Annotated in this window: 25 protein-coding genes and 2 riboswitches; of the genes, 17 read left to right on the top strand and 8 right to left on the bottom strand. The window is 48.6% G+C overall.

Annotated features, from left to right (window positions below; genetic code table 11):
* The first annotated feature begins 3 nt into the window (after positions 1-3).
* The 13 genes from ACES2G_RS11310 to ACES2G_RS11250 all read left to right on the top strand — a co-directional run bounded on the left by ACES2G_RS11310 (position 4) and on the right by ACES2G_RS11250 (position 9,750).
* A complete protein-coding gene (locus ACES2G_RS11310; RefSeq protein ID WP_347357553.1) occupies positions 4-1,134 on the top strand; it encodes a 4Fe-4S dicluster domain-containing protein in 1,131 nt (376 codons plus the stop codon).
* 10 nt (positions 1,135-1,144) lie between these two features.
* A complete protein-coding gene (locus ACES2G_RS11305) occupies positions 1,145-1,993 on the top strand; it encodes an ethylbenzene dehydrogenase-related protein (protein ID WP_347357554.1) in 849 nt (282 codons plus the stop codon).
* Between the two features lies 1 nt (position 1,994).
* Complete coding sequence (locus tag ACES2G_RS11300) at positions 1,995-2,672, top strand: molecular chaperone TorD family protein (protein ID WP_347357555.1); 678 nt, start codon at positions 1,995-1,997, stop codon at positions 2,670-2,672.
* Positions 2,667-2,783, top strand: a riboswitch (molybdenum cofactor riboswitch). (Overlaps the previous gene by 6 nt.)
* Positions 2,772-3,749: a GTP 3',8-cyclase MoaA gene (gene moaA, locus ACES2G_RS11295; RefSeq protein WP_347357556.1), complete on the top strand. Its 978-nt coding sequence runs from the start codon at positions 2,772-2,774 to the stop codon at positions 3,747-3,749. (Overlaps the previous riboswitch by 12 nt.)
* Before the next feature lies 1 nt (position 3,750).
* The gene (gene moaCB, locus ACES2G_RS11290; protein WP_347357557.1) at positions 3,751-4,752 is read left to right on the top strand and encodes a bifunctional molybdenum cofactor biosynthesis protein MoaC/MoaB; all 1,002 of its coding nucleotides are present in this window, start codon (positions 3,751-3,753) and stop codon (positions 4,750-4,752) included.
* Positions 4,721-5,977, top strand: coding sequence for a molybdopterin molybdotransferase MoeA (locus ACES2G_RS11285; RefSeq protein WP_374000200.1), 1,257 nt, complete (start codon positions 4,721-4,723; stop codon positions 5,975-5,977). The genes moaCB and ACES2G_RS11285 overlap by 32 nt, the downstream gene beginning before the upstream one ends.
* Entirely contained in the window at positions 5,974-6,228 is a 255-nt protein-coding gene (locus tag ACES2G_RS11280) for a hypothetical protein (protein ID WP_347357559.1), read from the top strand. The genes ACES2G_RS11285 and ACES2G_RS11280 overlap by 4 nt, the downstream gene beginning before the upstream one ends.
* A 3-nt stretch (positions 6,229-6,231) precedes the next feature.
* Positions 6,232-6,669: a molybdenum cofactor biosynthesis protein MoaE gene (locus ACES2G_RS11275; RefSeq protein WP_347357560.1), complete on the top strand. Its 438-nt coding sequence runs from the start codon at positions 6,232-6,234 to the stop codon at positions 6,667-6,669.
* Positions 6,662-7,222 (top strand): molybdenum cofactor guanylyltransferase, encoded by a 561-nt coding sequence (locus tag ACES2G_RS11270; RefSeq protein WP_347357561.1) that lies wholly within the window; start codon positions 6,662-6,664, stop codon positions 7,220-7,222. Before ACES2G_RS11275 ends, ACES2G_RS11270 begins: the two co-directional genes overlap by 8 nt.
* Positions 7,219-7,524, top strand: coding sequence for a hypothetical protein (locus ACES2G_RS11265; protein ID WP_347357562.1), 306 nt, complete (start codon positions 7,219-7,221; stop codon positions 7,522-7,524). The genes ACES2G_RS11270 and ACES2G_RS11265 overlap by 4 nt, the downstream gene beginning before the upstream one ends.
* Positions 7,524-8,597, top strand: a complete 1,074-nt coding sequence (locus ACES2G_RS11260) for a HesA/MoeB/ThiF family protein (protein ID WP_347357563.1) — start codon at positions 7,524-7,526, stop codon at positions 8,595-8,597. Before ACES2G_RS11265 ends, ACES2G_RS11260 begins: the two co-directional genes overlap by 1 nt.
* A 59-nt stretch (positions 8,598-8,656) precedes the next feature.
* Entirely contained in the window at positions 8,657-9,037 is a 381-nt protein-coding gene (locus ACES2G_RS11255) for a group III truncated hemoglobin (RefSeq protein ID WP_347357564.1), read from the top strand.
* Between the two features lie 134 nt (positions 9,038-9,171).
* Complete coding sequence (locus ACES2G_RS11250; protein ID WP_347357565.1) at positions 9,172-9,750, top strand: alpha/beta hydrolase; 579 nt, start codon at positions 9,172-9,174, stop codon at positions 9,748-9,750.
* On the opposite strand, the gene ACES2G_RS11245 is transcribed toward ACES2G_RS11250, so the two are convergent.
* Positions 9,751-10,830, bottom strand: a complete 1,080-nt coding sequence (locus ACES2G_RS11245) for an alkaline phosphatase D family protein (protein WP_374000198.1) — start codon at positions 10,828-10,830, stop codon at positions 9,751-9,753. It lies immediately after the preceding gene.
* Between the two features lie 222 nt (positions 10,831-11,052).
* Between ACES2G_RS11245 and ACES2G_RS11240 the strand changes: the two genes are divergently transcribed.
* Positions 11,053-11,529: a hypothetical protein gene (locus tag ACES2G_RS11240; protein WP_374000197.1), complete on the top strand. Its 477-nt coding sequence runs from the start codon at positions 11,053-11,055 to the stop codon at positions 11,527-11,529.
* A gap of 63 nt (positions 11,530-11,592) precedes the next feature.
* Here ACES2G_RS11240 and ACES2G_RS11235 read toward each other — a convergent pair whose 3' ends face one another.
* Positions 11,593-12,759, bottom strand: a complete 1,167-nt coding sequence (locus ACES2G_RS11235; RefSeq protein ID WP_374000196.1) for a bifunctional 2-methylcitrate synthase/citrate synthase — start codon at positions 12,757-12,759, stop codon at positions 11,593-11,595.
* A gap of 175 nt (positions 12,760-12,934) precedes the next feature.
* Between ACES2G_RS11235 and ACES2G_RS11230 the strand changes: the two genes are divergently transcribed.
* The gene (locus ACES2G_RS11230; RefSeq protein WP_347359493.1) at positions 12,935-13,303 is read left to right on the top strand and encodes a DUF1304 domain-containing protein; all 369 of its coding nucleotides are present in this window, start codon (positions 12,935-12,937) and stop codon (positions 13,301-13,303) included.
* On the opposite strand, the gene ACES2G_RS11225 is transcribed toward ACES2G_RS11230, so the two are convergent.
* The 3 genes from ACES2G_RS11225 to ACES2G_RS11215 form a co-directional block, all read right to left on the bottom strand.
* Positions 13,300-14,949, bottom strand: a complete 1,650-nt coding sequence (locus tag ACES2G_RS11225) for a hypothetical protein (protein ID WP_374000195.1) — start codon at positions 14,947-14,949, stop codon at positions 13,300-13,302. The genes ACES2G_RS11230 and ACES2G_RS11225 overlap by 4 nt on opposite strands.
* A 77-nt stretch (positions 14,950-15,026) precedes the next feature.
* On the bottom strand, positions 15,027-16,172 hold the full coding sequence (locus ACES2G_RS11220) for a metallophosphoesterase (protein WP_374000194.1): 1,146 nt from the start codon (positions 16,170-16,172) through the stop codon (positions 15,027-15,029).
* Between the two features lie 207 nt (positions 16,173-16,379).
* Complete coding sequence (locus tag ACES2G_RS11215; RefSeq protein WP_347359496.1) at positions 16,380-17,399, bottom strand: lipoate--protein ligase; 1,020 nt, start codon at positions 17,397-17,399, stop codon at positions 16,380-16,382.
* A 167-nt stretch (positions 17,400-17,566) separates the two neighbouring features.
* A riboswitch (guanidine-III (ykkC-III) riboswitch) is annotated at positions 17,567-17,636 on the top strand.
* A 23-nt stretch (positions 17,637-17,659) separates the two neighbouring features.
* On the opposite strand from ACES2G_RS11215, the gene sugE reads away from it, so the two are divergent.
* Positions 17,660-17,995, top strand: coding sequence for a quaternary ammonium compound efflux SMR transporter SugE (gene sugE / locus ACES2G_RS11210; RefSeq protein ID WP_347359497.1), 336 nt, complete (start codon positions 17,660-17,662; stop codon positions 17,993-17,995).
* A 132-nt stretch (positions 17,996-18,127) separates the two neighbouring features.
* Positions 18,128-19,933 (top strand): methyl-accepting chemotaxis protein, encoded by a 1,806-nt coding sequence (locus ACES2G_RS11205; protein ID WP_374000193.1) that lies wholly within the window; start codon positions 18,128-18,130, stop codon positions 19,931-19,933.
* Here the strand turns inward: ACES2G_RS11205 and ACES2G_RS11200 are convergent.
* From ACES2G_RS11200 to ACES2G_RS11190, 3 genes are all read right to left on the bottom strand, one after another.
* Complete coding sequence (locus ACES2G_RS11200) at positions 19,930-21,744, bottom strand: methyl-accepting chemotaxis protein (protein WP_374000192.1); 1,815 nt, start codon at positions 21,742-21,744, stop codon at positions 19,930-19,932. The two genes, ACES2G_RS11205 and ACES2G_RS11200, sit on opposite strands and share 4 nt — an antisense overlap.
* A 216-nt stretch (positions 21,745-21,960) precedes the next feature.
* Complete coding sequence (gene prpB / locus ACES2G_RS11195; protein ID WP_374000191.1) at positions 21,961-22,860, bottom strand: methylisocitrate lyase; 900 nt, start codon at positions 22,858-22,860, stop codon at positions 21,961-21,963.
* A gap of 277 nt (positions 22,861-23,137) precedes the next feature.
* On the bottom strand, positions 23,138-24,646 hold the full coding sequence (locus tag ACES2G_RS11190) for an MmgE/PrpD family protein (protein WP_374000190.1): 1,509 nt from the start codon (positions 24,644-24,646) through the stop codon (positions 23,138-23,140).
* Positions 24,647-24,692 lie beyond the last annotated feature (46 nt).

Genomic DNA, 24,692 nt, shown 5'->3' with positions numbered 1-24,692 from the left:
TTGATGGCGCGCGTGAAGAATTGGCAGATTAACAGAGAGATGGACTATCCATACAATGAAAGTCGCCCTAAAAAGCAATGGTCCATTATTTTTGACTTGAATAAATGTATCGCATGTCAGACGTGCTCTTTGGCCTGCAAAACCACATGGACGAGTGGTAAGGGGCAAGAGTACATGTTCTGGAATAACGTTGAGACGAAGCCATACGGAAGCTATCCGTTAGCATGGGACGTCAAGATTCTAGAGCAGTTGGGCCAGCAGGCTTGGAAAGCCAAAGAACCTTATTATGGAAAAACCATTTTCGAGGCGGCGAAACCGACGGAAGTGGTAGCCCATTTTCATCCTAAAGATGAGGACTGGATGTATCCAAATGTCGGCGAAGATGATTGTGCCGGTAATGTGCCTCATGGGGACCATATTACGCTTCCTCACGATAAATGGTTCTTCTATCTGCCGCGCACCTGTGCGCATTGCACTTACCCTGCGTGTCTGGCGTCGTGCCCCCGTAAGGCGATCTATAAGCGTGAAGAAGATGGTATTGTGTTGATTGATCAATCCCGCTGTAAGGGGTATGGCGAGTGCGTCCGTGCTTGTCCTTATAAAAAGTCAATGTACAACACCCACACTCGCGTGAGTGAAAAGTGTATTGGTTGTTTCCCGGCAGTTGAGCAAGGTTTACAACCGATGTGCGTGCAAAACTGTATCGGTAAAATCCGCATCATGGGTTTTGTGAATCCCCCATGGAAGATGCGGAAAAATAATCCGATTGACTATCTGATCCACGATCAGCAAATTGCCTTACCTTACTATCCACAGTTGGGCCTTGAGCCCAACATCTACTACATTCCGCCGATTCATGCCGATCGAGCGTATTTGACTCAAATGTTCGGTCCCAATGTAGATCAGGCTATCGAACGTTACAAAAAGTTGAAGGACGATCCTGTGACTCAAGGTTTGTTGGTTTTAATGGGAAGTACGGATCGCATCATGCACAGCTTCGATGTGAAGGATGGAATTGCTTACGGCTTTGATGAAAAAGGGGATGAGGTTGTTCGTGTCCCGGTGACGGAGCCATTCATTGAACGAACTGCTTACGATGCGAATCTGAAGTCGCTTCGCAATAACACTCCTTAAGGAGAATGACATGAAACGCAAATTGGTTTTTTTGATATTCATGGTTCCCGGCCTTGTGCAGGCCGCGGACATCGCGGTGAAGAAAGTGAAAGAGGACTTCACCAAAGCTTTGGATCCTTATGCGGCCTACTGGTCTCAGGCCCCAGAGGTGGAGTTGTCTTTGATGGCGCAACCCATGATGAAGCCGAAACCGGAAAAGCCCGAGACCTCTTTACTGAAGGTGCAGGCTTTGCATAACGGGAGCTATGTCGCCTTCCGATTGCGCTGGAAAGACACGGAAAAGTCTGAAGCTGGAAAGCTTGGTCAGTTTTCCGACGCAGTGGCATTGGAGTTCCCGGTGAAGAGCAACGAAAATCTCCCTTCCGTTATTATGGGGGAGCCGGGCAACCCTGTTCACATGTTTCATTGGCGCGCGCAATATCAATACGATGAGGTGTATGGCAAAAAGGATGTGAAAGACATCTATCCAAATTTGGCAGTGGACACATATCACATGGACTATCCAGACGCCGGAAAGTGGAAGGGGGCCAGCAAAGATCAGAAGGAAGCCTATATGCATGGTATGGCGGCGGGCAATCCCCAGTCCTTTGCTAAAAAAGCCGTTGATGAAATTATGGCAGAAGGCTTTGGAAGTTCTGCTGTTCGCGAAGATAGCGATTCTTTCGCGAAGGGCGAATGGAAGAATGGCGAATGGACAGTGGTGATTTCGCGAGCTTTAAAAAGAGAAAAAGGATCTGTTTTGGAAGAAGGAAAAAACAGTTCTGTGGCATTTGCAGTATGGCAGGGAGGGAAAGACGAAGTGGGCTCACGCAAGGCGCTGACTTTGTTCTGGACTCCATTTAAAGTGGAAGGGCCCTAATATGGAAACACATAACACTAATCCGGCGCCATTTGTTTTGGCGTCTCTGTTGACCTCTTATCCAGATCAAAATTTTGAGAATTATGCGACTCTTCTGATGAAGGATGAGGCGGTGATTCTGCCTGAAAGTTTAAAGGGCAGGGTCTCCCAAGTTGTCCAGGAAGGCAGCACTGATGATCTACGTTCGTTGTACATTGATATCTTTGAGCGAGGGCAGGCGGTAAATTCTCCCTACGAAACCGAGTATGGTCGCCATCGTGCCATGGCGAAGGGACAGGAGTTGGGGGACATCGCCGGTTTCTATAAGGCCTTCGGATTTGAGCTGGAAACTGAAGGACAGGGACGAGAGATTTTGGATCACGTTTCCGTTGAGTTGGAGTTTTACTCTTTGCTTTTGATTAAACAAAACTACTTTGCCGAAACTGTGAATACAGAGGCCGCCGAGATTGTCCTGGATGGTCGTAAGAAATTTTTGATGGCGCATCTGGGACGTTTTGTGTGTGCCATTGGGCGTCGCCCAGGGGTCATGGAAAATCCCTATTACAATGAAGTTTATGAATGGGTGAGTGGTCTGGTGGATGCGGAGTGTGCACGTTTGAACATCCAGCCCGAGAAAACTGACTGGATTGAAGCTCAAAAGAATGAAGAAACCGCAAACTGCGGGGCGACTTGTAAATAGAAAAGACTCCGAGCTCTTGAACCTAAAGAACTCTATGGTTCAGGAGCCAATGGGCTGTTTGGGAAACGAAGCAGCCTCCCGTATTTGGAAAGGAGAAATATGTCTCTTGTACTAAACGACCCGCAAGGTCGTCAGTTTCGCTATCTGCGACTATCGGTCACCGATGTGTGCAACTTCCGATGCACTTACTGTCTGCCGCAAGGCTATAAAAAATGTCAGAGCACTGAAGAGTTGTCGTTGCCAGAAATTTCCCGTCTGTTGCGTGCATTTTCAAATCTGTCGTTCAAAAAGCTGCGCCTGACTGGGGGAGAACCCACTTTACGCAAGGACCTGCCGGAGATCATTCGTGAGGCTGCGACAAACGGTTTTCAAGTGGGAATGACGACAAATGGATTTGGATTAAAGAAAAATATCCGTGTTTATAAAGATTCTGGCCTTTCGTTGCTAAACCTCAGTTTGGATTCGATGAATTCGAAAAAGTTTAAAGAGATTACGGGGAAAGATGAGTTCCTGAATCTTCAGCAGGGCCTTGATGAGGCGATTTCCTTGGGGTTTCATAGAGTCAAAATCAATGCCGTTCTGCTGAAAGATTTAAATGACAGTGAGTTTCCGCAGTTTCTTGATTATATCAAAAATCGTCCTATCACTGTGCGGTTTATTGAACTTATGCCCACGGAGCAGAATAAGGATTTTTTTGAAAAACATCACACCCGTGCCGATGTCTACATTCAAGATCTAAAACAGCAAGGGTGGCAAGAAAGCTCTCGGGACTCCGAATCAGGGCCAGCTCAGGAATTTCATCACCCGGATTTTGAAGGAAAGATCGGCTTTATTTCTCCTTACGCAAAAAACTTTTGTGTTCAATGCAATCGCCTTCGGGTCTCTGCTCGGGGGGATTTACGTTTGTGTTTGTTTGGTAAGGGCGAGGTTTCTCTGCGCTCCTATCTTCAAAATGATGGGGATCTGCCAAAATTGGTCTCGTTTATACAAAGTACTTTGCGATTAAAACCTGTTTCTCACGCTTTGCATGAGGGCGACTATGGCGATATGCGAACTCTTTCGACCTATGGAGGATAATGTGTCCAGCTCGTATAACATGATTGATGTCTCGGAAAAAAACACGACAGAGCGAATGGCTCTGGCGTCGGGAAAGATATATATCCCACCGGCGATCATTCAGCGAATTGTCGATAAAGACATGCCCAAAGGGGATGTTTTGGCGTTGGCGGAAGTTGCGGGAATTATGGCGGCAAAAAATACGTCGCAGATTTTGCCGCTTTGTCACCCCTTGCTTTTGGAGTCTGTGAAGGTTCGATGCCTGCCCTCTGAAGAATATATCGAAGTGACCGCGCAGGTGAAGTGCCAAGGTAAGACCGGCGTTGAAATGGAAGCACTTTGTGCTGTGAATGCAGCTTTGCTCTGTATTTACGATCTTACAAAAATCGTGGAACCCGAGATGACTCTCGGTGAGATCCGCCTGCTCAGAAAAGAGGGCGGAAAGTCGGGAGTGTGGGAGCCCAAAGGCGATCACAAGGTGGATTCTTGTGGAGTGAAAGCTTCTTTGGAGGGAGTTTTCGCTGCGGTGTTGACTTTGTCGGACCGTTGTTTTGCTGGATCGGCGACGGACGCATCCGGTCCGATCATTGTGAACTGGTTGAAAGATAGAAACGCCCATGTTCGTGAGCACTGTGTCCTTCCCGACGAGAAAGAAAGTATGAAAAGAAAAATATTGGAATGGAAGGAATGCGGTGTTGGATTGGTGATTTTGACTGGCGGAACAGGTCTTTCTCCAAGAGACAACACGCCCGAAGCTTTGCTTGAAATTGCGGACCGGGAAGTTCCTGGATTCGGAGAACTCCTAAGAGCCGCAGGTGCTAAACACACCCCCATGTCTTACCTAAGTCGCTCTGTGACGGTCCTTGTGGGAGCAACTCTGGTGGTCTGTCTTCCTGGTAGCGCTAAGGCTGTTGTGCAAGGATTGCAGAGTCTTGAGAGCCTCTTGCCGCATGCCGTTCATATCTCTCAAGGAAAAAATCACGGAGGGGTTCATGTCCATGATCACTTACCAGAAAGCCATTGAAATAATTCAAGCCGCGGCCGGAAAGAGATCTCTTCAAGAGGAAAAAGTTTCTTTGCTGCAGGCTGTGGGCAGAATTCTGACGGAAGACTTATATTCTCGGGAAGACCTGCCTGCGCAGGATAATTCCGCCATGGATGGATTTGCTGTCAAGTCGGAGGTGACTTTGTTGGCAACGGCCGAAAGTCCTTGTCTGTTACCAGTGATGGGATATATCGCGGCCGGTGATGCGTTACCCCTGCAGAAGAACTCGGCAGGCGGTGTTTACGGTATCATGACGGGGGCGCTCATTCCCGAAGGTGATTTTGATGCTGTCGTTAAGGTCGAAGACGTTGAAGTCTTTTGTGACGGTGGAGTATCCAGTATTCGCATCAAAGCCCCGGTTCCAGTGGGCAATAACATCCGTCCTCAAGGCTCCGATTTTACCAAAGGAACGAGGATACTTAAGCGAGGTCATCGGTTGGGTCATGAGGATGTCATGGCTTTGGCAGCTTTGGGATATACAGAGATTCCGGCTTTTAAAAAATTGAGAGTGGGAGTGATTTCAACGGGTAAGGAAATTGTACCTTTTGCAACTCAGGATATTGCCGTGGAGCAGGTTAGAAATTCTTCGGCGCCATTTTTACGGTCCTATTTTTGTTCTTTGGGATGTGATGTGGACGTGTTTGAGCAAAGCGAAGACAATGCCTCCGGATTTGGTGAAAAGTTCGCTCACTTGATGTCTGAAAACTATGATCTGGTATTGACGACAGGTGGAGTTTCCATGGGGAACTGGGACTATGTCACGAATTCGTTGCAGAAATTGGGAGTCAAAACAGAGTTTCATAAGGTCGCGATTCGTCCCGGGAAACCTCTATTGTTTGGAGTGCATGAAAAGACTGGCGCAGCTGTTTTTGGTCTTCCCGGAAATCCTGTTTCTACTGCGATTGGTGCAAGTTTCTTTGTCACGTCCTATTTAAAAGCGCTTCGCGGACAGGGATGTGAGCAAAGTCTTCAGTTGCCGGTTATTGGTTCCATCAAAAAACCTCAAGGGTTGCGGAGCTTCTTTAAGGCTCGCATCGAACAGAACGACGGAGTTTCCCGTGTGCGGATTTTGCCGGGACAAGGCAGCTATATGCTTCATTCCTTGTTGGAGGCGAATTGCTGGGCCGTTGTTTCTGAGGAGGGTGATCGGGTGGCAGAGGGAACAACTGTCGAAGTGCACCCATGGGAGGGACGAACTCTATGAAGATCGACATAAAGCTTTTTGGACAGGTCAAAGACTATTTTCCGACTCAGCAACTTGAGTTTGTGATGGAAAAGGATTCCATCACAGTAGAGGAAATGAAAGCCTGGTTGACCAGTCAGGCTCTTTGTCCTGAGAGGTCAAGGGCATTGATTCAAGATTCGGCCTTGGCCACGGATACTCGTGTTTTGCAAAGCCAAGAAGTCATCAGCCAAGGGGTCCTCTTTGTCTTGCCCCCCGTTTGCGGAGGTTAGTGGATGGGATTTGTTCATTGTGAAATTACTGACGATGTTTTGACTCCGGCAAAAAGCTGGGAGTTGCTGCAGAATAATACTCAGGGAGCCATTATCTGGTTCTTAGGCAATGTGCGTGACCACAACGAAGGACAAAAAGTCACGGCAGTGACGTACGAGGGAGTCCACTCTTTGGGGGAGAATGTTCTTCGCAAGATTTGCGAAGAGTGCCACGAAAAATGGGGTGCGGATTTGGGGCTTCTGGTCTCTCATCGCGTGGGGACTTTGGGGGTCGGAGAAACCAGTATTATTATTGGAGTGGCGTCTTCGCACCGGGTGGCGGCTTATGAGGCCTCCAGGTACATTATTGAACAAGTCAAATTGCGCCTTCCAATTTGGAAAAAAGAGCACTACGCCAGCGGAGCGCAGGCTTGGCTTCGGGGGAACTCGTTGAATGGGTGAAATCTGGGGTTTGGTTTTGGCAGGGGGAAAGTCTTCGCGAATGGGGCAAAGCAAGGCCTTGCTTCCCTTTAATGGGGGACGACTGATTGACTCCATGGTCAATCTTCTTGCTGCGGCCACGGGGGATTCATCCAGAGTATGGATCAGTGGCCGGGTCGATGGCTATGTTTGCACAGAAGACGAATTTGCCGGACGAGGCCCCTTGGAAGGTCTGCGTTGCGTTCTTAAGCTCCTCCCAGAGGAAGACATTGTTGTCGTTGTTCCCGTGGATATGCCGCGATTGACCGCTGAGTGTCTGATGGTTCTTTTAAAGACGAGGGTCGCCGGTCAGGATTTTGTGCGATTTACGGATTCGGAGTTGCCGTGCGCTCTTGTGGTGTCAAGGAAGATGAAGGCGAGCCTGGATGAATTGTGTGCTCCCTTGATGCCGTCTCGGCTTCGTTCATTCAAGAGCTTATTTTCTCGTCTTCGCGGGGAGGAAATAAGGTGTCCCTGTCCAGAAGTCCTTTATAACGCCAATACTCCCGAAGAATGGCAGGAGATTATAAAATGAATCTGCGTTTGGAAGACAGAGATATTCGGATTCGCCTCAGTGAAAAGGAATGGGCGATTTTTAATGAGACAGGGCAGGTTCGTCAGAAAATGCAATTGGGTTTTAGGAATGACCTGACTGTAAATATTGTTTTATCTGACTGCAACTCTTATTGCATCGAGAGCTTTGAAGTTCAGGTATGTATTGCGAAAGAGTCTTTGCAAAAACCCACGAGAAAAAAGGATCCGTATTGGAGCTATGTGAGCGATGCGGGGGTTCGATTTAGCTTGGATGTGGATATTATTCCCGAGGAGAAACGTTAATGGAAAATCGTTATCTTCGACAGATGGTGCTTCCTGAAGTGGGCGAAGAAGGGCAGCGTGTTTTACATGAGGCAAAAGTCTTGGTTGTTGGAGCCGGAGGCCTGGGGAGTCCTTGTCTTCAGTATTTGGCGGCGGCGGGAGTGGGAACTTTGGGGTTTGTCGACGATGATGTCGTGGATAGCTCAAATCTGCAAAGACAGATTTTGTTTTCAACAGAGGATATTGGTAAGTCAAAGGCGGTCCTAGCCAAAGCCCGGCTTGCAGCTTTGAATCCGCAAATCAAGCTGGCTGCCTTTCAAGAGCGTTTGAGCGGAGAAAATGCGCTGGAGATCTGTTCTCCTTTCGATATTATTGTGGATGGGACAGACAACTTTAAGACTAAGTATTTATTGAATGAAGTTTCTTTGGTTTTGAGAAAACCTTTAGTCTATGGCTCCATCAGCCGATTTGAGGGGCAAGTGGCGGTGTTTGAGGGAACTCAAGGGCCTTGCTACCGTTGTCTCTATCCGGATCCTCCTCAATCTCAAATCGGAAGCTGTGCAGAGCAAGGTGTTTTCGGCGCGGTGCCAGGGGTGGTGGGCTCCATGCAGGCACTGGAAGCTTTGAAGTGGATTTTGTTCACCAAAAATGATCAGGAGAGTCTACGCCCCCTTATAGGGAAGCTTTGGATCGCAGACTTCAAATCCATGCATTTTCATACGTTATCGTTGTTTTCCCGCCCGGAGTGTCTGTGCTCCAAAGAGGTCCGGAGTCTTTCCAAAGACTTTATTGAGGATGTCTGTCAGACTTTGCCCGAGAAAATGTGGCAGGATTATTTTCAAAGCAATCCCAAGCCCCTTCTTTTGGATGTCCGCTCTGAAGAGGAATATGAAAAGCATCATCTTCCAGAGGCACAATGGGGGCTGGAATGTCTTAAAGGTCTTTCTCCAGATCAGGAGATATACGTCTATTGCAACATGGGGGTGAAGTCCCTGCAGCACTGTATGAATCTAAGAGAGCAAGGATATAGGGCGTTTTCTCTGCGGGGAGGGCTGGCCAGCCTGATAGAAAATGAGAAAATTAAAATTATATGAATGATTCAATTTGCGTAGTAAACTGCTGAGATAGTGACATTTCTGAGAAATGAGCAAATATGGACAGGAAACGCAAACCCCTTGAATCCCGCGAAGACATCCAGCTTTTGGTCGATGGCTTTTATTCCAAGGTTCGCGCCGATGGGTATATCGGACCTATCTTTACGGATGTTGCCCAGGTTGATTGGGACGAGCATCTTCCTAAGTTATACAATTTCTGGGCAGACCTTCTTTTGGGCGAGGACTCCTATCGGGGACGACCTTTTCCTCCGCATATGAAGCTGAACTTGCAGCAGGGCCATTTTGAACAATGGCTGCGTTTGTTTGTGGCAACGGTGGACGAACATTTCGTGGGCCTGAAAGCTGACGAAGCCAAGCACCGGGCCTATCGTATTGCCCGCAACTTCATGATTAATTTGAACCTTATCAGTCTGGATTAGATTCGCTGGACAATCAGCTTGTGCAGAAGTGCAGTGGATATCTGCCGCGAGCTTGTATTGCAGCACAGCCCGCGTCTGATATTTAGAGGACTCTGCAGGGAGTGCTTAAATGAAGAAAGCCGCGGAGGTTCTTTATGAAACTCACAGTGAACTTTGCATCGCAAGGTCGTCTTCTTGAAGGAACTCTTTATCTGCCTGACACGACCGACGAGGTTATGGCCGGGTGCCTTTTTGAAGGGGCCATGACCGGCGCCACCGTGCAGGTGGTGGATTATCTGGCTCGGGAAGTCAGTCATCAGGGATTTGTGACTTTGATTATGGATCACAACTATTTTGGTGATGACGAAACCGCCCCGCAACCCTGGGAGTCTCCCTTTAAGCGCCTGCAGGACATTTTAGCTGCTTTGCATTTTCTGGAAGACTATGGCGAGGTCGACAAGAATCGAATTTTTGGTGTCGGCGTCAGTGTCGGAGGCGAGTTTCTGGCCGAAGCCAGTCGCCGGACTGACATTTTGAAAGGTCTGATCTTTGTGGAAAGCCCCACGGATGACACGCGCAATCGGATCGCCAGACTGGATATTCCCAGCATTGTGGTGGATGAGGCGCATCTGGAAACAGCGGTGGATGAAATCGTTCTTTGGGCACGCACGCTCTTCAGCAGTCATCGTGAAGAGCATGGCCCTGATATAAATTGGAATCTGACGGACAAATAGCTACTTGAGCTTGATAGTGACCGAGTTGACAACTTCATTCTGCATATCGCGAATGTCCACTTTGATGGATTTTCGTTTCCAGTCGATTTCGGCCAGTCCGAAGTTTTCTTTATTATAAACGGCACCGACATAGTGGCGATCCGCATCCTTATAGTTGTTGGCGCGATTGATAGAGCTTCCCGTGATATCATAAAGGGCGCCATACCCTGGAAGATCCATTTTCGAAATGGAAGCCATATGACGATCACCACTAAGGATAACGACATTTTTAGCTTTGGTTTTTTTGATCAGATCAAAAAGACGCTGACGTTCTTTCGGGAAATTTCCCCATTTTTCAAACGGGGGATCTTCGGCGATAACTTGAATGCTGCTGACGATCAGTCGCACATCCGCCGGGCGCTTTAGCTGTGTTTCCAGCCATTCCCATTGATGCTCGCCCAGAACCGTGCCCTCGTTGCTGGGTTCGTAATTCATGGCTTTGCCTTCAAAGCCGGTTTTTTCTTTTAGTGAACTGCGATAATAGCGAGTATCGAGCATGATCACCTGAACCATGTGCTTTTTTGGACCGATGATTTTGCTGTGATAAACCCCACCTTGCTCCAGAGGCATGCTGTTGCGGGTGTAAGTCCAATAATTCACAAAGTCTTTGCGAGCCGCATCTTTTCCTGCCCAGTCATTGCCGCCGTCACGCATTCCAAAATCGTGATCGTCCCATGTTGCCATGAAAGGGACCTTCTCACGCAAAGAGCGGTACTCTGAAATCAGATCCAGCTTACGGTATTGTTCGGCAATAGGTTGCTGGTAAGGACTGCTGGCATAGACATTGTCACCGGCGAAAAGGAAAAGATCCGGTTGGGTTGCGCTGATGGTTTTCCAAAGGGGTTGGGGTTCATCCTGATTGGCGCAGGAACTGAACGCAATTCGCTGCAGAGTTGCGGAGTAATCAATGCCTCGAGAGGGTAAAGTGGAAATATAGGTCGTGGCAACTTGGGAAACCTGAGTTCCGCCGGCCCCCGGAGCTTTGGGGTTTTGCGCGCAAGCAGTGACCAGTAATGCCAGTAACAATATGAATCTTGTCATCGAGTCTCCTGATGGAATTGAGATTTTTTATTTCATGCAACCGAGTCGCTTTTGGCAACCCTTTTTGTCTCAAAATTATCCACGGCATGGAGCTTGTATTGATTCTTAGGTATGACAAGTAAAACGATCCTCTTAGGCAGAATACTGGCAACTTTCTTTGTGGCACTGACTATTTTTTGCGGTGAGCTTTCATTAGCTTCACTTGATCGGGTGAATCTCAGATTGAGACAGCCGACAAAGGGCGCAGGTGTTCAAAGAATGGCGCAGGAAAAACGGCAGCAGGCTGTGCGCCTGGGGCTTAAGCGAGCTAACACCTCGGCAGAGGGGTTGGATCAGCAGATCGTAAGGTATTTGGAAGTGGCCTCTATGGGGCGTCTGGAGCGCTGGCAGAAGGGTATTGATCTGGATCTGGTGAAGGTCGAATATTCCCAGCGTGTTTTGGGACATTTGAATTCAATGACCAATTTGATGAAGATGCGCAGGTCCTCTGGCAACAAGTTCAAGAAACTGTATGAGTTCGACTTTCAGAATCTAATGCGTAAGAGTGACTATGTGCTGGCGGTAAATACAACCCGCACGGCTTTGGAGTACGCCTCTGCTCAGGACAGTGAGTTTGCCGCTCAGGCGGAAAAAGCTCTGGCCGAGTACAATCAGGAGCGTCTGCATTTTGACGCCAAGATGATTGCCTTTAATAATTAAGTTCTCAGAATGAAAAAGGGAGCCGGAAGGCTCCCTTTTTTAGTTTTAACTTTAAGCTAAAAACTATTTGCGCTCGCTGATTGGAGTCACTTTGCGCTGTTCAGCACCCACGTACTCAGAAAGAGGACGGATGATACGGTTGTCAGCAGCTTGCTCCATGATGTGAGCAGACCAGCCTGTTGTACGAGCCATAACGAAGATCGGTGTGAAGAAGTCGATCTCGAAGCCCATCATGTAGTAAGCAGGACCCGCTGGGAAATCCAGATTCGGGTAGATCTTTTTCTTATCAACCATGACTTTTTCCAAAGCCGTGTACATCTGCATCCATTTTTGTTCGCCAGTCACGTCAGCCATCACTTGAGCGTACTTTTTCATGGTTGGAACGCGAGAGTCGCCAGAGCGGTAAACGCGGTGACCGAAGCCCATGACTTTTTTCTTCTGAGCTAAAGCATCCAGCATCCACTGTTCTGCTTTCGCAGGATCAGCGATCTCTTTCATCATGTGCATAACCATTTCGTTCGCGCCACCGTGCAAAGGACCTTTCAGGGCACCGATACCTGCAACAGTTGCAGAGTAGATGTCAGATTGAGTTGAAGTCACAACACGTGCAGTGAAAGTGGAAGCGTTGAAGCTGTGTTCAGCGTAAAGGATCAAAGAAACGTCGAAAGCTTTCACAACTTCTTTTTGTGGAACTTTACCGAAGCACATGTGGAAGAAGTTTTCAGCGATGGACAAATCAGACTTAGGTGGGATGAAATCCAAACCTTTTTTGAAGCGGTAGTCCGCTGCAACCATTGTCGGGATTTTCGCAAGCAAGTTCATGGCTTTGTCCATGTTTGTTGCAGGGGATGCGTCCCAGATACGTGCATCTTCAGCGCCCAAGAATGAAACCGCCGTGCGGATAGAATCCATTGGATGACATTTTTGTGGAAGAGCTTTGATCACGTTCAACAAAGTTGTGGAGATCTCACGGGAAGCGCGTTCTTTTTTGGAGAACTCAGCAAGTTGACCTGCATTTGGCAACTCGCCATTGTACATCAAGAAAGCCACTTCTTCGAAAGAGCAGTTTTCAGCCAAGTCTTGAACTGGGTAACCACGGTAGATCAAAGAGTTTGTGTGAGGGTTTACTTTAGATACTGAAGACGTATCCATAACAACGCCATCAAGACCCTTTTTAACGTTCATTTTTTCTGGTTCTGGAACATAATCTGGATTGATATACTCAGCCATTTTTCCTCCGGCGAAATCACTGCGTGATGTCTTTGAAAGACTCATCGCGTTACATTGCTAATGATTAACGACCAAAACTAGCGCGGCGACTGAAAGCGGTCAAGAGTTGTACTGGGGCTCTACTTTGCGCAGCGGCGGGGTTGACGGCGGGTGGAGGGCTCCGCACACTGAGGCTATGGAAATATCATTCGCTCTCGTTCCGGCACTTATTCATGTGTACATTTTTGTTCTGGAAAGCCTGCTTTGGGGGCGTAAAAGAACCAATAAGACTTTCGGCGTCACAGAAGCCGAAGCCGCGACCACCAAACTGATGGCCTTTAATCAGGGCTTTTATAACTTATTTTTGGCAGTGGCGATTTTGCTCGGCCTGCATTTGCGAACAGGGGACGTCACCCGCGCTGCCGGAACCACGCTGGTGATCTATGGCCTGGTGTCCATTATTGCCGCTGGCTTGGTGCTGATTCTGTCGTCACGTCGCTTGTGGCGGGCAGCGCTGGTGCAGATCGTACCGGCTGCCATCGCCCTGGGACCCTTCCTTATCTAGAACTGCCCTTCACACACGCCCGGTGTTGTCGTCAGCACCGGATTCGGATTGTTCGAGAAGTAATCCTTCAGATCCAGATCCAGGAATAGAGTTCCATTTTTGCAGTTCTTGTAAAGAGCGCGGTACAAACTCAACAAATTGTTTTTGAAGATCTTGTATTCTGGAGCCGTGAACTGCAAAGAATTGCGGAAGTAGGTTTCCATCGCAACCTGAGTTTCTGGCGTTCCAAAGACCTGTCCATACAAGCGCATCACACCTTTGTAAGTCTGAGGGCTGAAATGTTTCACCACCATGGTCGCATTCAGGAACAGATCGGCATTGTCCTTCCAGCTATCATAAGTGGCGGATGTTTTTTTGACATCAGCAATCAGGGCATATTTCTTGGCGGTGTTCATGTCAAAGCCGCCGTCGTTATCTTTTAAAAGCATGACCTTCAAAGAAACACCGGTTTGCTTGATGGCTCCAAGGACTTCCACTTCGGCTGGAGTCAAAGTATTCGCAGGCTTCGCCAGAAGTTCTTTGTATTTTTTGTCCGAGATGTCATCCACTTTTCCCTGTGCAGTTTTGAAGAACTGGCGGCGCTTGTAGTGGATGTTTCCGATGCGATCAGCTTGATCCAGCAGGAAGTCCATCACCAGCATGTCGGAAGAATCCTGCATACCCAGCATTTTCTGACCGGCTTTGGGCAGTTCAGTGCTACCCAGAACTTGCGAGATCGGGCGGGGATCTTTTAATAGCGGCCAGAAGACACTGCTGTTGCGGAACTGATCAATACGGGTTTTATCCCCTTTCAAGCCGAAAGCTTCTGTATACAATTCTTCATTGCTGGGGTTCTCCGCCAGCACTCCAAAGACCTGTTGCTTGTCCTCAGTCAGGATGCGTGTTGTCCAGTAGGCCGTGCTATTGGCTGACAGTCCTCGGCGCTTGCCATCTTTATAAAAAGAAGTCGGCACAATACCCAGGCCGTAGGGAGGCTTGGTATAGACATCCGGCAGTTGCGACACATTGCCGTGTTTGGCGCGAACCAAGTGGCCGATCTGATCGTACCAGTATTGATTCAAATATGAGTTTCCCATTTGCAAGCCCAGATAGCGTCCGGCCAGGGAGTGATTCAGGACGGTGTCCAGATCCACCGTGCGCAGAACACTTGGCGGAACATCGACAGATTTGAAAAGTTGAGTCAGGCGGGAATATCCCAAAATACTTCCCACGGAAACTCCCGGAGCTGCGAACTTGAACTTCGCCTCCTTATCCGGATATCCCAAACGATCTTTCATCTTTTTCTTTTCTGAACGGGTCAGAGGACAGATGGTCTTTTGGAATTGGGCTTCGCTCATTCCTGCGGGGACTTCATAGTATTCCACTGCCACGGAGGTGCTGTTCACTTTCGGGCAGCCATAGAAAGTCTTCAGCTTGGGATGATCACCATAAGAGGCATACAGATTCATCGCGCACAGGCTGTCTTCGTCTTTATTGATTTTGTTTTCCAGGCCAGGGAATCTTTGCAGCAGATAACATTTCTCACGCAGGGCTTTGCCCGGCACTTCAATGTTGTAGGTTTTAACAGCGTGTTTTTCAAATTGAGGGTCCAGATAGCTATAGGCATTAGAGCTTAAAAGAACAAAAGAAATTAGAGAGGCAAACATGGAACTGTCTCCGTTTTGTGTGAACGGAGACTATTTCCGAGACTGTCAAAAACCAAGTTACTTTATTGCAAGGGTCTTTAGCGGACGTACTTCACACCATTCTTTGAATCCAAAGTCAGAGAGGCGGGAAGCGAGCTCAGGCTTTGCAAAGTACCTGATGAATTGTAATAGCGGATCGCCAGTTGATTTGTTTCCGAGAAAACAAGTTCCACGTAACCTTGCGGAGTTCTAATGCTGGTGCCGACCAAATAACGTGGTGAACTTCCGGCGCAAGGCATGGACACCACCTGAAGTTTTTTCCCGTCCGGATAGGTGTAGTGTCCGGAGTAGAAGCCGTGAGAATGGCCAAAGATCACCAGATCGACCTTGTGTGAAAGCAGGATGGATTCCAGCGTGAAAGATCCGCCGGTTCTGCGTTCACCAGCCAGAACGCCGTTTTCATAGACCGTGGAGCTGTTGGCTTTGCTGCTGACGATCGAATACAGCGGGATGTGGCCATAGACCACACGGGCGCGGGCTCCCTGAGCACGAGCTGAAGAAAGTTGTTCCTTGAGCCAGTTCAGTTGAGCCGTGCGGTTGGAAAGTTTGGAATAATTGGCGTCATCCAACGAGACAAAGAACACGTCTTCCTTGATGAAGGAATAATAGAACGGGAAGTTGTCGTCATCGACGTATTCCACGTTGGGCTTGTTGGAGCTCCAGAAACTGTCATAGATCTTTCGTTCCTGGCTGTAGTAGGCGTCGTGATTCCCCGGAGTCGGCAAAAATGGCAGGCCCGCTGTGCGCATCAAGGAAAGCACTTTTTTGGAAAATGAATTCCACATATTCACGTAGGTGCTGTCTGAAAGGCTCTTTTTTTCCCCGTCGATATAGTCACCCACGCCCAGAATAGCGGCAGGCTGTCGGGAGATCATGGACTTCACAATCGAGATCGTGCTGCTGGTGTAAGTGCCGCTGGTGTCGATGTTCATATCCGCAAAAGCGTGGATCTTTAAAGACTTTGCACTTTCCTCGAAGTCGCCACTTTGATCTGGTGGTGTTGTCGGTGCTGGGGGTGTTGAGGGCTCTTCAGTGTTGCCGGGATCGGTGAAGGAGTTTTCCGAGTCCGTGCCTGGCGGTTCTGTGCTCAGGATGTCAGAGGTTTGGGGCATACACGCGGCAAGTTGAGAAACGAGAAAAAAGGCCGCAAGGATTTGTAAGGAGGCGGTGGCTTTTGTTTTCATACAGTTTGTATCGTAACAAAGGTCGAAAACATTAAGTCGAATTAATATAGAAAGTGGGTATGTAAAATGGACTCAGGTCTAAGTTGAATTTCTTGCTGGAGCTTTTGACAGTTTATGAAAAATTAAAAAAGAACTTCGGGGGATTGTAATAAACAGGATGAAGGACAGATCCTGACGAAAGATGTGAGTCCGTCAGGATCTTCTTGTTTAGATTTCGATATTTTTGCAAAGCCAGTCACGCAGTTCGCTGAGGCCCGCCTGCAGATCTGGATATGCGGCGATGACCGCGGCCATCTCCGCGTTGACGGTTTCGCCCTTGTAGGGCTTGTCGCGCAAAGCCTCGGTGATTTCATCAATCACTGTCGGGTACAGACAGTCCGTGTAGAACTTCAAATCCTTGATCTGACCGTCCTCCACTTTGAAGTGAACGTCAAAGAAACCCAAAGACAGATAGTCATCCATTTTGTGATTGAATTCCAGAGTGTTTCCGTACAGCCACTCCCAGGAACTGAGTTGATCGTATTGACTCTTCAGTTCTGGAATCTGCTGCAAACTTTGCATCGTCAAAGATTCAATTTCAGCCTTGGCACCATAGAAATCTTCAAAGGCCTTGATCATGGGGGAAACAAGGTTGTCGTGGTTGATCGAGGCAGCAACCTCATTCAGATTGGCAACACGGGCGCGAACGGATTCTTTCCCCTTGGCTTGAAGCTTCTTCGGGTTCGGAGTCAGATAATTCCCCAGTCGGGCCAGATCCGTATGCATCAACAGAGTGCCGTGGTGGAAGGCCCGGTCTTTCTTTTCACGATAAGCACTTCCGCTGAATTTGCGAGGGCCATCATGAAACGGGATCAGCAAATCATTGCGGCCAGAGGCTTCACCTTGAATGCCAAAGTTTTTAAGTGCGTTGAAGATCACCTGAACATTGTTTTCACGTTTGTAGGATTCTTTCGGAGAAAGAAAGGTGAAGTTGGTGTTACCCAGATCATGGAAGACCGCGCCGCCGCCGGTGGTTCTGCGTGCCAGATGAACTTTATCTTCCTTCATTTTGGCCAGGTTGCATTCCGACCAAGGGTTTTGGTTGCGACCGATCACGACGGTTTCTTCATTGCGCCACAAGAACAGAATCTGCTGAGATGGATCCAGATTGTGGAAGATCCATTCTTCGGTGGCAAGATTCAGATGCGGATTCAAACTGTCGGAAAGAAACACTTTAAGCTTTTGCATGGGCCCAACCTAGTCCGCCATGAACGACGGGTCAAGAAAGAGTATAGGACAAGAGGGCTTGTCCATGGGCGAATTGGCGGGAACTCTGGACTTTGCCGGGCAAAATGAGAGGGAAAGAATAAAAAGGCCTTCTTTACTTTTTGCGGGTTTTACGCTTAAATGGAGCCGTATTTCAGTTCTGCGACTGATGTGCCCGGACGATGTGCGACGTACCCGGTCAGGACAAGACGACGCTTTTTTCTAACGAAAGGAGTGTTGGTATGTCTAACACAGTAGCATGGATCATTTTGGCAATCGCAGGTCTTCTTGAAGTCGGTTGGGCCATCGGCCTTAAATACACCGAAGGCTTCACAAAACTCGTTCCCAGTCTTTTAACTCTTGTGGCGTTGGCAGGCAGTATGTTTTTGCTGGCTCGAGCGGCCACCGTGTTGCCGATTGGAACCGCTTATGGCGTGTGGGTCGGCATCGGTGCCTTAGGCGCGGCGATTTTGGGGATCTTTCTGTTTAATGAGGCCGCAACCCCGGCTCGTCTGTTCTTCCTAGGTCTTTTGTTGATCTCTATCATCGGCTTGAAAGTCACAGCCGGCGGTCACTAAAAAGCTCGCCCCATTGGGGGAGTATATATTGGAAACATTTTACTACGAGAGAGGATCTGGACATAGGTCCTCTCTCTGTTCTTTGGCTTTTGTCCGAAGCTGTTAAGGTTCAAACAACGCCGGAGTTTTAGCATGTTGTTTCGTGGCTTTAAAAGACTTTCATTCACTCAACAATTAACCTTGCCGATCGCCGTGGTCGGCACCCTGGTTCTGGGAGGGATTGCGGCGCTTTCCGTTCAGGATTCCTTTAGGGACGCCAAACGAACGGCGCAGACACTGACTCTGGAAATGGGCAGAACGTATTCGCAGCAAATCAAAACTTATCTGGATAAAGCTTTTTCTCAGGCCGAAGTGGTGGGGCGCAGTCTTTCCATGGATGTGCAGAATCATCTTCAGGATCGCAACAGGGCCTATCTGACTTTGCGTGAGGTTCTGAACAGTGATTCGCAGTATTTGGCGACCTGGTCGGCTTGGGAGCCCAATGCCTATGACGGCAAAGATACTCAATACATGAATTCTGAAATGCACGAGAAAACGGGCCGGGTGTATCCATGGTGGGTGCGCCAGGGCGATAAGATTGTCTATAAAACTTTGCTCAACGAGGAAACTCCGGATCTGGGAGACTGGTACTTCCAGCCCATGCAAAGCAAGCAGAGCATGCTGGTGGAACCATACAAGGACACGGTCAACGGCAAGGAGCTTGTCATGACCTCGGCGGTTTATACGATTGTGCAAAAGGGCGAGGCCAAGGGGCTGGTGGGAGTTGATATCAGTCTGGATAGTATCAAAAATCTGGTGACAGAGGTTCGTCCCTTTGCTGATTCTCAATCCCTGTTGATTTCAGATAAGATGATGGTGGTGGCAGGACCTGATCAGACGGCGGTGATGCAGCCTTATCAGGCTGATGCGGACCTGCAGGCATTGATTCAGCGTCATGAGATTGGCAGCCTGGAAGTGAAAAGCACCCGCGGCAAAGAGATGGTTTTAGTGGTGCCAGTACCGATTTACGATCTTGAACAGAATTGGACATTAGTGATTCGCACTCCGGAAAAAACAATTCTGGCGGCCGCCTATGCGTCTTTGTGGAGGCAATTGGGCTTTTCTTTGGTGGGTCTGCTTTTGTTGATGTCCGTGGTGTACTTGGGTGCCAAAAGATCCGAGAAAAAAATCTCTACGCTGTCCTCGGGCCTGACGGAGTCCTCTCTGGGGATCTCTGAAGACTTACAGCATCTGAACACAACGGGTGGTCAATTGGCCGAAGCCTCCACGCGAGCAGCGGCTTCTATTGAGGAAACGGTGGCCTCTTTGGAGGAAATCACGTCCATGGTGCGACTGAATACGGGCAATGCCCAGAATGCCGCCGTACTTTCCGGCGAATCTGCGAAGCTGGCGAAAACCGGAGAAACGAAAATTCTGGAACTGGTGCAGACGATGGCGGCAATTGAATCTTCGTCGCAGAAAATTGAAGAGATCATTAACATTATTGATGATATTGCCTTCCAAACCAATTTGTTGGCCCTGAATGCGTCTGTTGAAGCCGCTCGGGCGGGTGAGCATGGCAAGGGCTTCGCGGTGGTGGCTGAGGCTGTGCGTTCTTTGGCACAGCGTTCGGCGTCGGCGGCGAAAGATATCAATCAGCTGATCTCTGTCAGTGTGACTCAGGTTAAGCAGGGGACTGTGATGGTTCGCGAAAATGGCGAGGTGTTGAAGCAGATGTCAGCCAGTATCGACAAAGTGGCGACACTGAATCAGGAAATCGCCGGAGCCAGTCAGCAGCAGTCCGCGGGGATTGAACAAATCAATGTTTCCATCAATCAACTGGATCAAGTCATTCAGCGCAATGCTTCTGAAGCGGGCGAAATCGTGACTGCCGCTGCTAATATCAGCGAAAAATCGGAAGTGATGAACTCGACCGTGAAGGTGCTCAGCGCCGCCTAGTTGCCGTGAACGACCGAGTTCATTTCTGTCACCACATTCTTCATCACATGGGCCTGGTTCAGAATTTCCTGAACCGTGGCGGAAATTTCTTCCGCAGAAGCCGCGTTGGTTTGAATCGCCTGATCCAAAGAGTTCATGGCTTTGCTGATCTGTTGAATGCCCGTGGATTGCTCGTCACTGGCGGAAGAGATTTCGACGTTCAGATGACTGACTTTGCGAACAGACTCGACAATTTCCTTCAGATTGGAATTGGAGCTTTCGGCCTTCAGGCTGCCACGTTGTACTTTTTCGATGGAATCATTGATCAGGCCGTTGATATCCTTGGCGGCAGAGGCGGATCTTTGGGCCAGAGTTCTGACGGCTTCAGCGACAACGGCAAATCCTTTACCGTGTTCACCAGCCCGCGCCGCTTCAACAGATGCATTCAGGGCTAGCAGATTGGTCTGGAAAGCCAGATCGTCAATCACCCCATTGATCTCTGCAATTTTTTTGGAAGAACCGGAAATTTCATCCATAGCTCCCACCAAAGCACTCATCTCGGTGTTACCGCGTTCCGCGCTGTGGTTGGAGTCTGAAGACAGGCGGGCGGCTTCCTTGGCATTGCCCGCATTCATCTGTACCATCGACGTCAGCTCTTCAAGGCTGGCGACGGTTTCTTCAATGGAAGCGGCGGATTCGGTGGCCGACTGGGCCAGGTTTTGCCCGGCACGACTGAGTTGATCAATGGCCGCTGTCACCACATTTTCCGCCTGATCCAGGCTGTTCGTTAAGCGGGTGAAGCGTTGCGAGATCCGGCGCGAGATCACAAACACTGCGATCCCCATGACCAGCAGACAGATCACGAAAACCAGAAGCTGATTCCACAGCAGGGAATAAGCACTGGCCAAAACTGTTTTGACAGGTGTGGAAATCAGAACGCCCCAGAAAACTTTTGAATAAGGGATTGCGACGGGCACCAGAATACTCATAGTTTCTTCGCCAGAGTGCGAGTCTGTGCCGGACTTCAGCAGCAGGCGGCCTTCTTTCAGGGCTTGTTTGAATTCGTCATGGGCGAAAGGCAGTGTGACGGGTTTGCCAACAAGATTGGCCTGAGGATTGGTGACATAGTTGAATTGGTCTGAGATCAGGAAACCCACAGAGGTCTCATAGGGTTTTACCGCCGCGATTTGTTTTTCCAGTTGGGAAAGCAGCAGGTCGACGCCGACCACGCCCTGCATTTTTCCATTTTCATAAAGTGGTGCAGCGGCGGAAGTCATCAACAGATTCTGGCCGTTGACTTCATCATAGTAGGGCTCAGTCAGAATGCGATGTCCGGCTTTCTTCGGTGCCAGATAGAATTCACCGTCATAGTTGATGTCATTTTCCCAAGCCAGAGAGCCATTTTCTCCAGAACGATTCCAGTAAGGTCCAAAGCCACCGACTTTTTCATAGCCGGGCTGTCCCAGGAAATGGGCGTCTTGTCCATCGAAGGCATTGGGTTCAAAAGTGGCCCATACGCCAAAGACAGAGGGCGCTTGTTCCAACATGGTTTTTAAAACTGCATTGACGTCTGATCGTTGTTTGCTGCCTTGTTTGCGAAGGGTCTCCAGATAGGCTTCCACTTGCTGAGCCACCATGAGGCTTGTGTCCAATTCGGCTTTAAAGGCATTGGCAAAGGACTCGGCCGATTTACTGACTTTGAATTCAGCATCGCTTTGTGCGGTTTGAAAACTTCTTGAAGCGGAAAAATAGGTTAGAAGTCCCAGAGCAATGAATGTGATAGTAAGAATGGGCAAGGCGATTTTGGTCTGTAGTGAGAACTCTTTCTTCATTGAAATATCTTAGAAGAGTTTGTGAAGTCTGACTTCGCCGAAAAAACAATTAAGACTCTGGTCGGAATTTGCGTCTTGATTCCGTCGTTGAAGGTGTCCGCGCTATTGAGCCCAAGGACAAGTTTGTTGCAGATTGCGAGGAGTTCTTGAATCTGTTGTTTGTAGAAACAGATGGAACAATAAAAAAAGGGAGGTTTGAGCCTCCCTTTTTCATTCTTACTTCAAAGTGAAGTTGAAGATGCTGGTGTCGAAAGAGTTGTACTCGTCATAACGAGAAAGCGCATACAAGTCTTTGCGAGTCTGCATTTTGTCCAAAAGACCTTCCTGAGTGCCTTTGGCTTTGATCTCTTTAAGACCGGAAATCGTTGCACCCATCGCCAGACGGAATGTCGTCACAGGATAGATCACGATGTTGTAACCCAAGTTGGAAAGTTCTTCGTAAGTGAACAGACGTCCTTTGCCAAATTCTGTCATGTTCGCCAGTAACGGAACATTCACAGCCTTACGGAAAGCTTCAAATTCTTTTTCATTTTCTAAAGCTTCCGTGAAGATGCAATCCGCACCCGCATCGATGTAGGCTTTCGCGCGATCAATCGCCGCATCCAAACCTTCAGAAGCACGAGCGTCTGTACGAGCAATCAAAAGGAAATTTTCATCCAGTTTTTTACCACGAGCCGCCGCCGCCACTTTGCGGGAAGCCTCATCGCGAGTCACAAGAGACTTGCCATCAAGATGACCACAGCGTTTTGGATTTACCTGATCTTCGATATGGCAACCCGCCAGGCCCATTTCGATCATTTCCTGAACCGTGCGAGTCGCAGACATCGGTTCACCAAAACCAGTGTCGATATCAATAATAGTAGGAAGCTTGGTTGTGCGCGCAATCTGACGACCACGCTGAGCCACTTCCGTCAAAGAAGTCAGACCAATATCAGGATACCCAAGATCATTGGAAAGCACAGATCCCGAGATATAAACCCCATCAAAGCCCTCTTTCTCAATCCCCATGCTTACCAGTGGAGACCAAGAACCAGGAAACTGCAAAAGCTTCCCAGACTTCAAAGCTTCGCGGAAATTTTTACGTTTTTGTGCAGCAGTAATTTCTGGAAACAACATACAAGCCTCATCAATCTATATGTTCATCGATTCAGAGCTAAACACACCAAGTTTTTAGAGTGCCTATCTCTCAATCCCGGCAAACGCCGTTTCAGTAGCTATCCTACCACAAATCAATCCAAGGCTATCTCAAGTAAGGGCTCAACAAAGTGATCTTCTAGAGCAATGAGCTGGAGCTGAGGGGTTAGGGATGATCTTGGAGAGACCTCCGCGAGGCCTGGAGGACCGTGTCTCGGAAAGAACAGCCCTAACCCCTCAGCTCCAGCGGACCTTCGTTCTAGAAGATCCCTTTGTTGTCGCGTTTGTTGTTCACAAGCTTTTCGATTGGAATCTGAACGTTCAACTGCTGAACTTGTTCTGCAGTCAGGTTTTCCAGATTTTCGCAAAGGCCGATGAAACGATCGCGTTCTGCTTTTGTGATGATTCCTTCAGTCAATGTGTCAAACTTACGGATGTAGTCTGCACGTTTGAATGGACGAGCACCTGCTGGGTGAGCATCAGCTACGCCAAGCTCGTCAACGATTTTAGAACCGTCTTTCATTGTGATTTCTACGCGGCCACCGAAGCGTTTTTTGTCTGGATCTGTCTCGTGGTACCAAGCAGTCCATTGTTTGTCTTCGATAGTTGAAATCTTGTGCCACAAAGCCACAGTGTCAGGGCGTTTCGCGCGCTCTGGAGCGTACGAATTAACGTGGTGCCAAGTTCCGTCTTGAAGAGCCACTGCGAAGATGTACATGATCGAGTGATCAAGAGTTTCGCGAGATGCATTTGGATCCATTTTTTGTGGATCGTTTGCGCCAGTACCAATCACGTAGTGAGTGTGGTGAGACGTGTGGATCACGATGTCTTTGATGTCGTCGAAGTTTTTGATCATTGGTTTCATTTTGCGAGCCAAGTCGATCAAAGCTTGAGATTGATACTCTGCAGAGTGTTCTTTCGTGTAGGTCTCAAGGATGGCGCGTTTTTCTTCGCCAACTTCTGGAAGTGGAACTTCGTATTTACCGTTTTTACCATCAAGCATGTAAGCGATAACAGAGTCTTCACCTTCATAGATCGGGGATGGAGCACCTTCGCCACGCATAACACGGTCAACAGCTTCTACAGCCAGTTTACCAGCGTGTGCCGGAGCGTAAGCTTTCCAGGAAGAGATTTCACCTTTGCGAGATTGACGAGTCGTGAAGGACACGTGAACCGCTTGTTGAACCGCTTGGAAAATAGTTTCAGTTGGAAGAGACAACAAAGTCCCGATACCTGCTGCTTGAGCCGGGCACAAGTGCGCGATGTGATCTTTTTTGTGCATGTGCAGGCAGATCGCTTTAACTAGATCAACGTGAACTTCGTAACCAGTCACGATACCTTTTAGAAGTTCTTTACCGTTTTTACCCATTTGTTGCGCCACCGCCAAGATCGCTGGGATGTTATCGCCAGGGTGAGAGTAGTCAGCCGCCAGGTAAGTATCATGGAAATCCAACTCACGAACCGCAGTGCCGTTCGCCCATGTTGCCCATTCACAGTCAAATTTTTGATCATTCGGCATACCGAATACAGTCGCACCACCATTGCGAGGGTGAGCAATCGCCATTGCACGAGCAGAAGCGACCGGACGGCGGTTGGCAGCTGCGATAGCAACAGAGGCATTGTCGATGATACGGTTGATAACCATGTCTACAACGTCAGCTTTGATCGGTGCGTTGTCAGAAGCGATCTCTGCAATTTTCCAAGCCAGTTGGTCTTTACGATCCAACTTTTCTTTAGATGGGTACACACGAACTGTATGTTTCTTCATGGGAAGGTCCTTTCTGGATTTAGAAAAATGAAACAGCCCAAGCTAT

The organism is Bdellovibrio bacteriovorus, assembly GCF_041888015.1.
Classification (GTDB): Bacteria; Bdellovibrionota; Bdellovibrionia; order Bdellovibrionales; family Bdellovibrionaceae; genus Bdellovibrio.
This window is presented reverse-complemented; position numbering and strand designations above follow the sequence as displayed.

What these genes read in the sequence shown, in the direction of transcription:
- ACES2G_RS11310 (WP_347357553.1), top strand. Translation starts at nt 4, where the DNA reads ATGGCGCGCGTGAAGAATTGGCAGATTAACAGAGAGATGGACTATCCA.
- ACES2G_RS11305 (WP_347357554.1), top strand. Translation starts at nt 1,145, where the DNA reads ATGAAACGCAAATTGGTTTTTTTGATATTCATGGTTCCCGGCCTTGTG.
- ACES2G_RS11300 (WP_347357555.1), top strand. Translation starts at nt 1,995, where the DNA reads ATGGAAACACATAACACTAATCCGGCGCCATTTGTTTTGGCGTCTCTG.
- moaA (WP_347357556.1), top strand. Translation starts at nt 2,772, where the DNA reads ATGTCTCTTGTACTAAACGACCCGCAAGGTCGTCAGTTTCGCTATCTG.
- ACES2G_RS11285 (WP_374000200.1), top strand. Translation starts at nt 4,721, where the DNA reads ATGTCCATGATCACTTACCAGAAAGCCATTGAAATAATTCAAGCCGCG.
- ACES2G_RS11280 (WP_347357559.1), top strand. Translation starts at nt 5,974, where the DNA reads ATGAAGATCGACATAAAGCTTTTTGGACAGGTCAAAGACTATTTTCCG.
- ACES2G_RS11275 (WP_347357560.1), top strand. Translation starts at nt 6,232, where the DNA reads ATGGGATTTGTTCATTGTGAAATTACTGACGATGTTTTGACTCCGGCA.
- ACES2G_RS11270 (WP_347357561.1), top strand. Translation starts at nt 6,662, where the DNA reads ATGGGTGAAATCTGGGGTTTGGTTTTGGCAGGGGGAAAGTCTTCGCGA.
- ACES2G_RS11265 (WP_347357562.1), top strand. Translation starts at nt 7,219, where the DNA reads ATGAATCTGCGTTTGGAAGACAGAGATATTCGGATTCGCCTCAGTGAA.
- ACES2G_RS11260 (WP_347357563.1), top strand. Translation starts at nt 7,524, where the DNA reads ATGGAAAATCGTTATCTTCGACAGATGGTGCTTCCTGAAGTGGGCGAA.
- ACES2G_RS11255 (WP_347357564.1), top strand. Translation starts at nt 8,657, where the DNA reads ATGGACAGGAAACGCAAACCCCTTGAATCCCGCGAAGACATCCAGCTT.
- ACES2G_RS11250 (WP_347357565.1), top strand. Translation starts at nt 9,172, where the DNA reads ATGAAACTCACAGTGAACTTTGCATCGCAAGGTCGTCTTCTTGAAGGA.
- ACES2G_RS11245 (WP_374000198.1), bottom strand. Translation starts at nt 10,830, where the DNA reads ATGACAAGATTCATATTGTTACTGGCATTACTGGTCACTGCTTGCGCG.
- ACES2G_RS11235 (WP_374000196.1), bottom strand. Translation starts at nt 12,759, where the DNA reads ATGGCTGAGTATATCAATCCAGATTATGTTCCAGAACCAGAAAAAATG.
- ACES2G_RS11230 (WP_347359493.1), top strand. Translation starts at nt 12,935, where the DNA reads ATGGAAATATCATTCGCTCTCGTTCCGGCACTTATTCATGTGTACATT.
- ACES2G_RS11225 (WP_374000195.1), bottom strand. Translation starts at nt 14,949, where the DNA reads ATGTTTGCCTCTCTAATTTCTTTTGTTCTTTTAAGCTCTAATGCCTAT.
- ACES2G_RS11220 (WP_374000194.1), bottom strand. Translation starts at nt 16,172, where the DNA reads ATGAAAACAAAAGCCACCGCCTCCTTACAAATCCTTGCGGCCTTTTTT.
- ACES2G_RS11215 (WP_347359496.1), bottom strand. Translation starts at nt 17,399, where the DNA reads ATGCAAAAGCTTAAAGTGTTTCTTTCCGACAGTTTGAATCCGCATCTG.
- sugE (WP_347359497.1), top strand. Translation starts at nt 17,660, where the DNA reads ATGTCTAACACAGTAGCATGGATCATTTTGGCAATCGCAGGTCTTCTT.
- ACES2G_RS11205 (WP_374000193.1), top strand. Translation starts at nt 18,128, where the DNA reads ATGTTGTTTCGTGGCTTTAAAAGACTTTCATTCACTCAACAATTAACC.
- ACES2G_RS11200 (WP_374000192.1), bottom strand. Translation starts at nt 21,744, where the DNA reads ATGAAGAAAGAGTTCTCACTACAGACCAAAATCGCCTTGCCCATTCTT.
- prpB (WP_374000191.1), bottom strand. Translation starts at nt 22,860, where the DNA reads ATGTTGTTTCCAGAAATTACTGCTGCACAAAAACGTAAAAATTTCCGC.
- ACES2G_RS11190 (WP_374000190.1), bottom strand. Translation starts at nt 24,646, where the DNA reads ATGAAGAAACATACAGTTCGTGTGTACCCATCTAAAGAAAAGTTGGAT.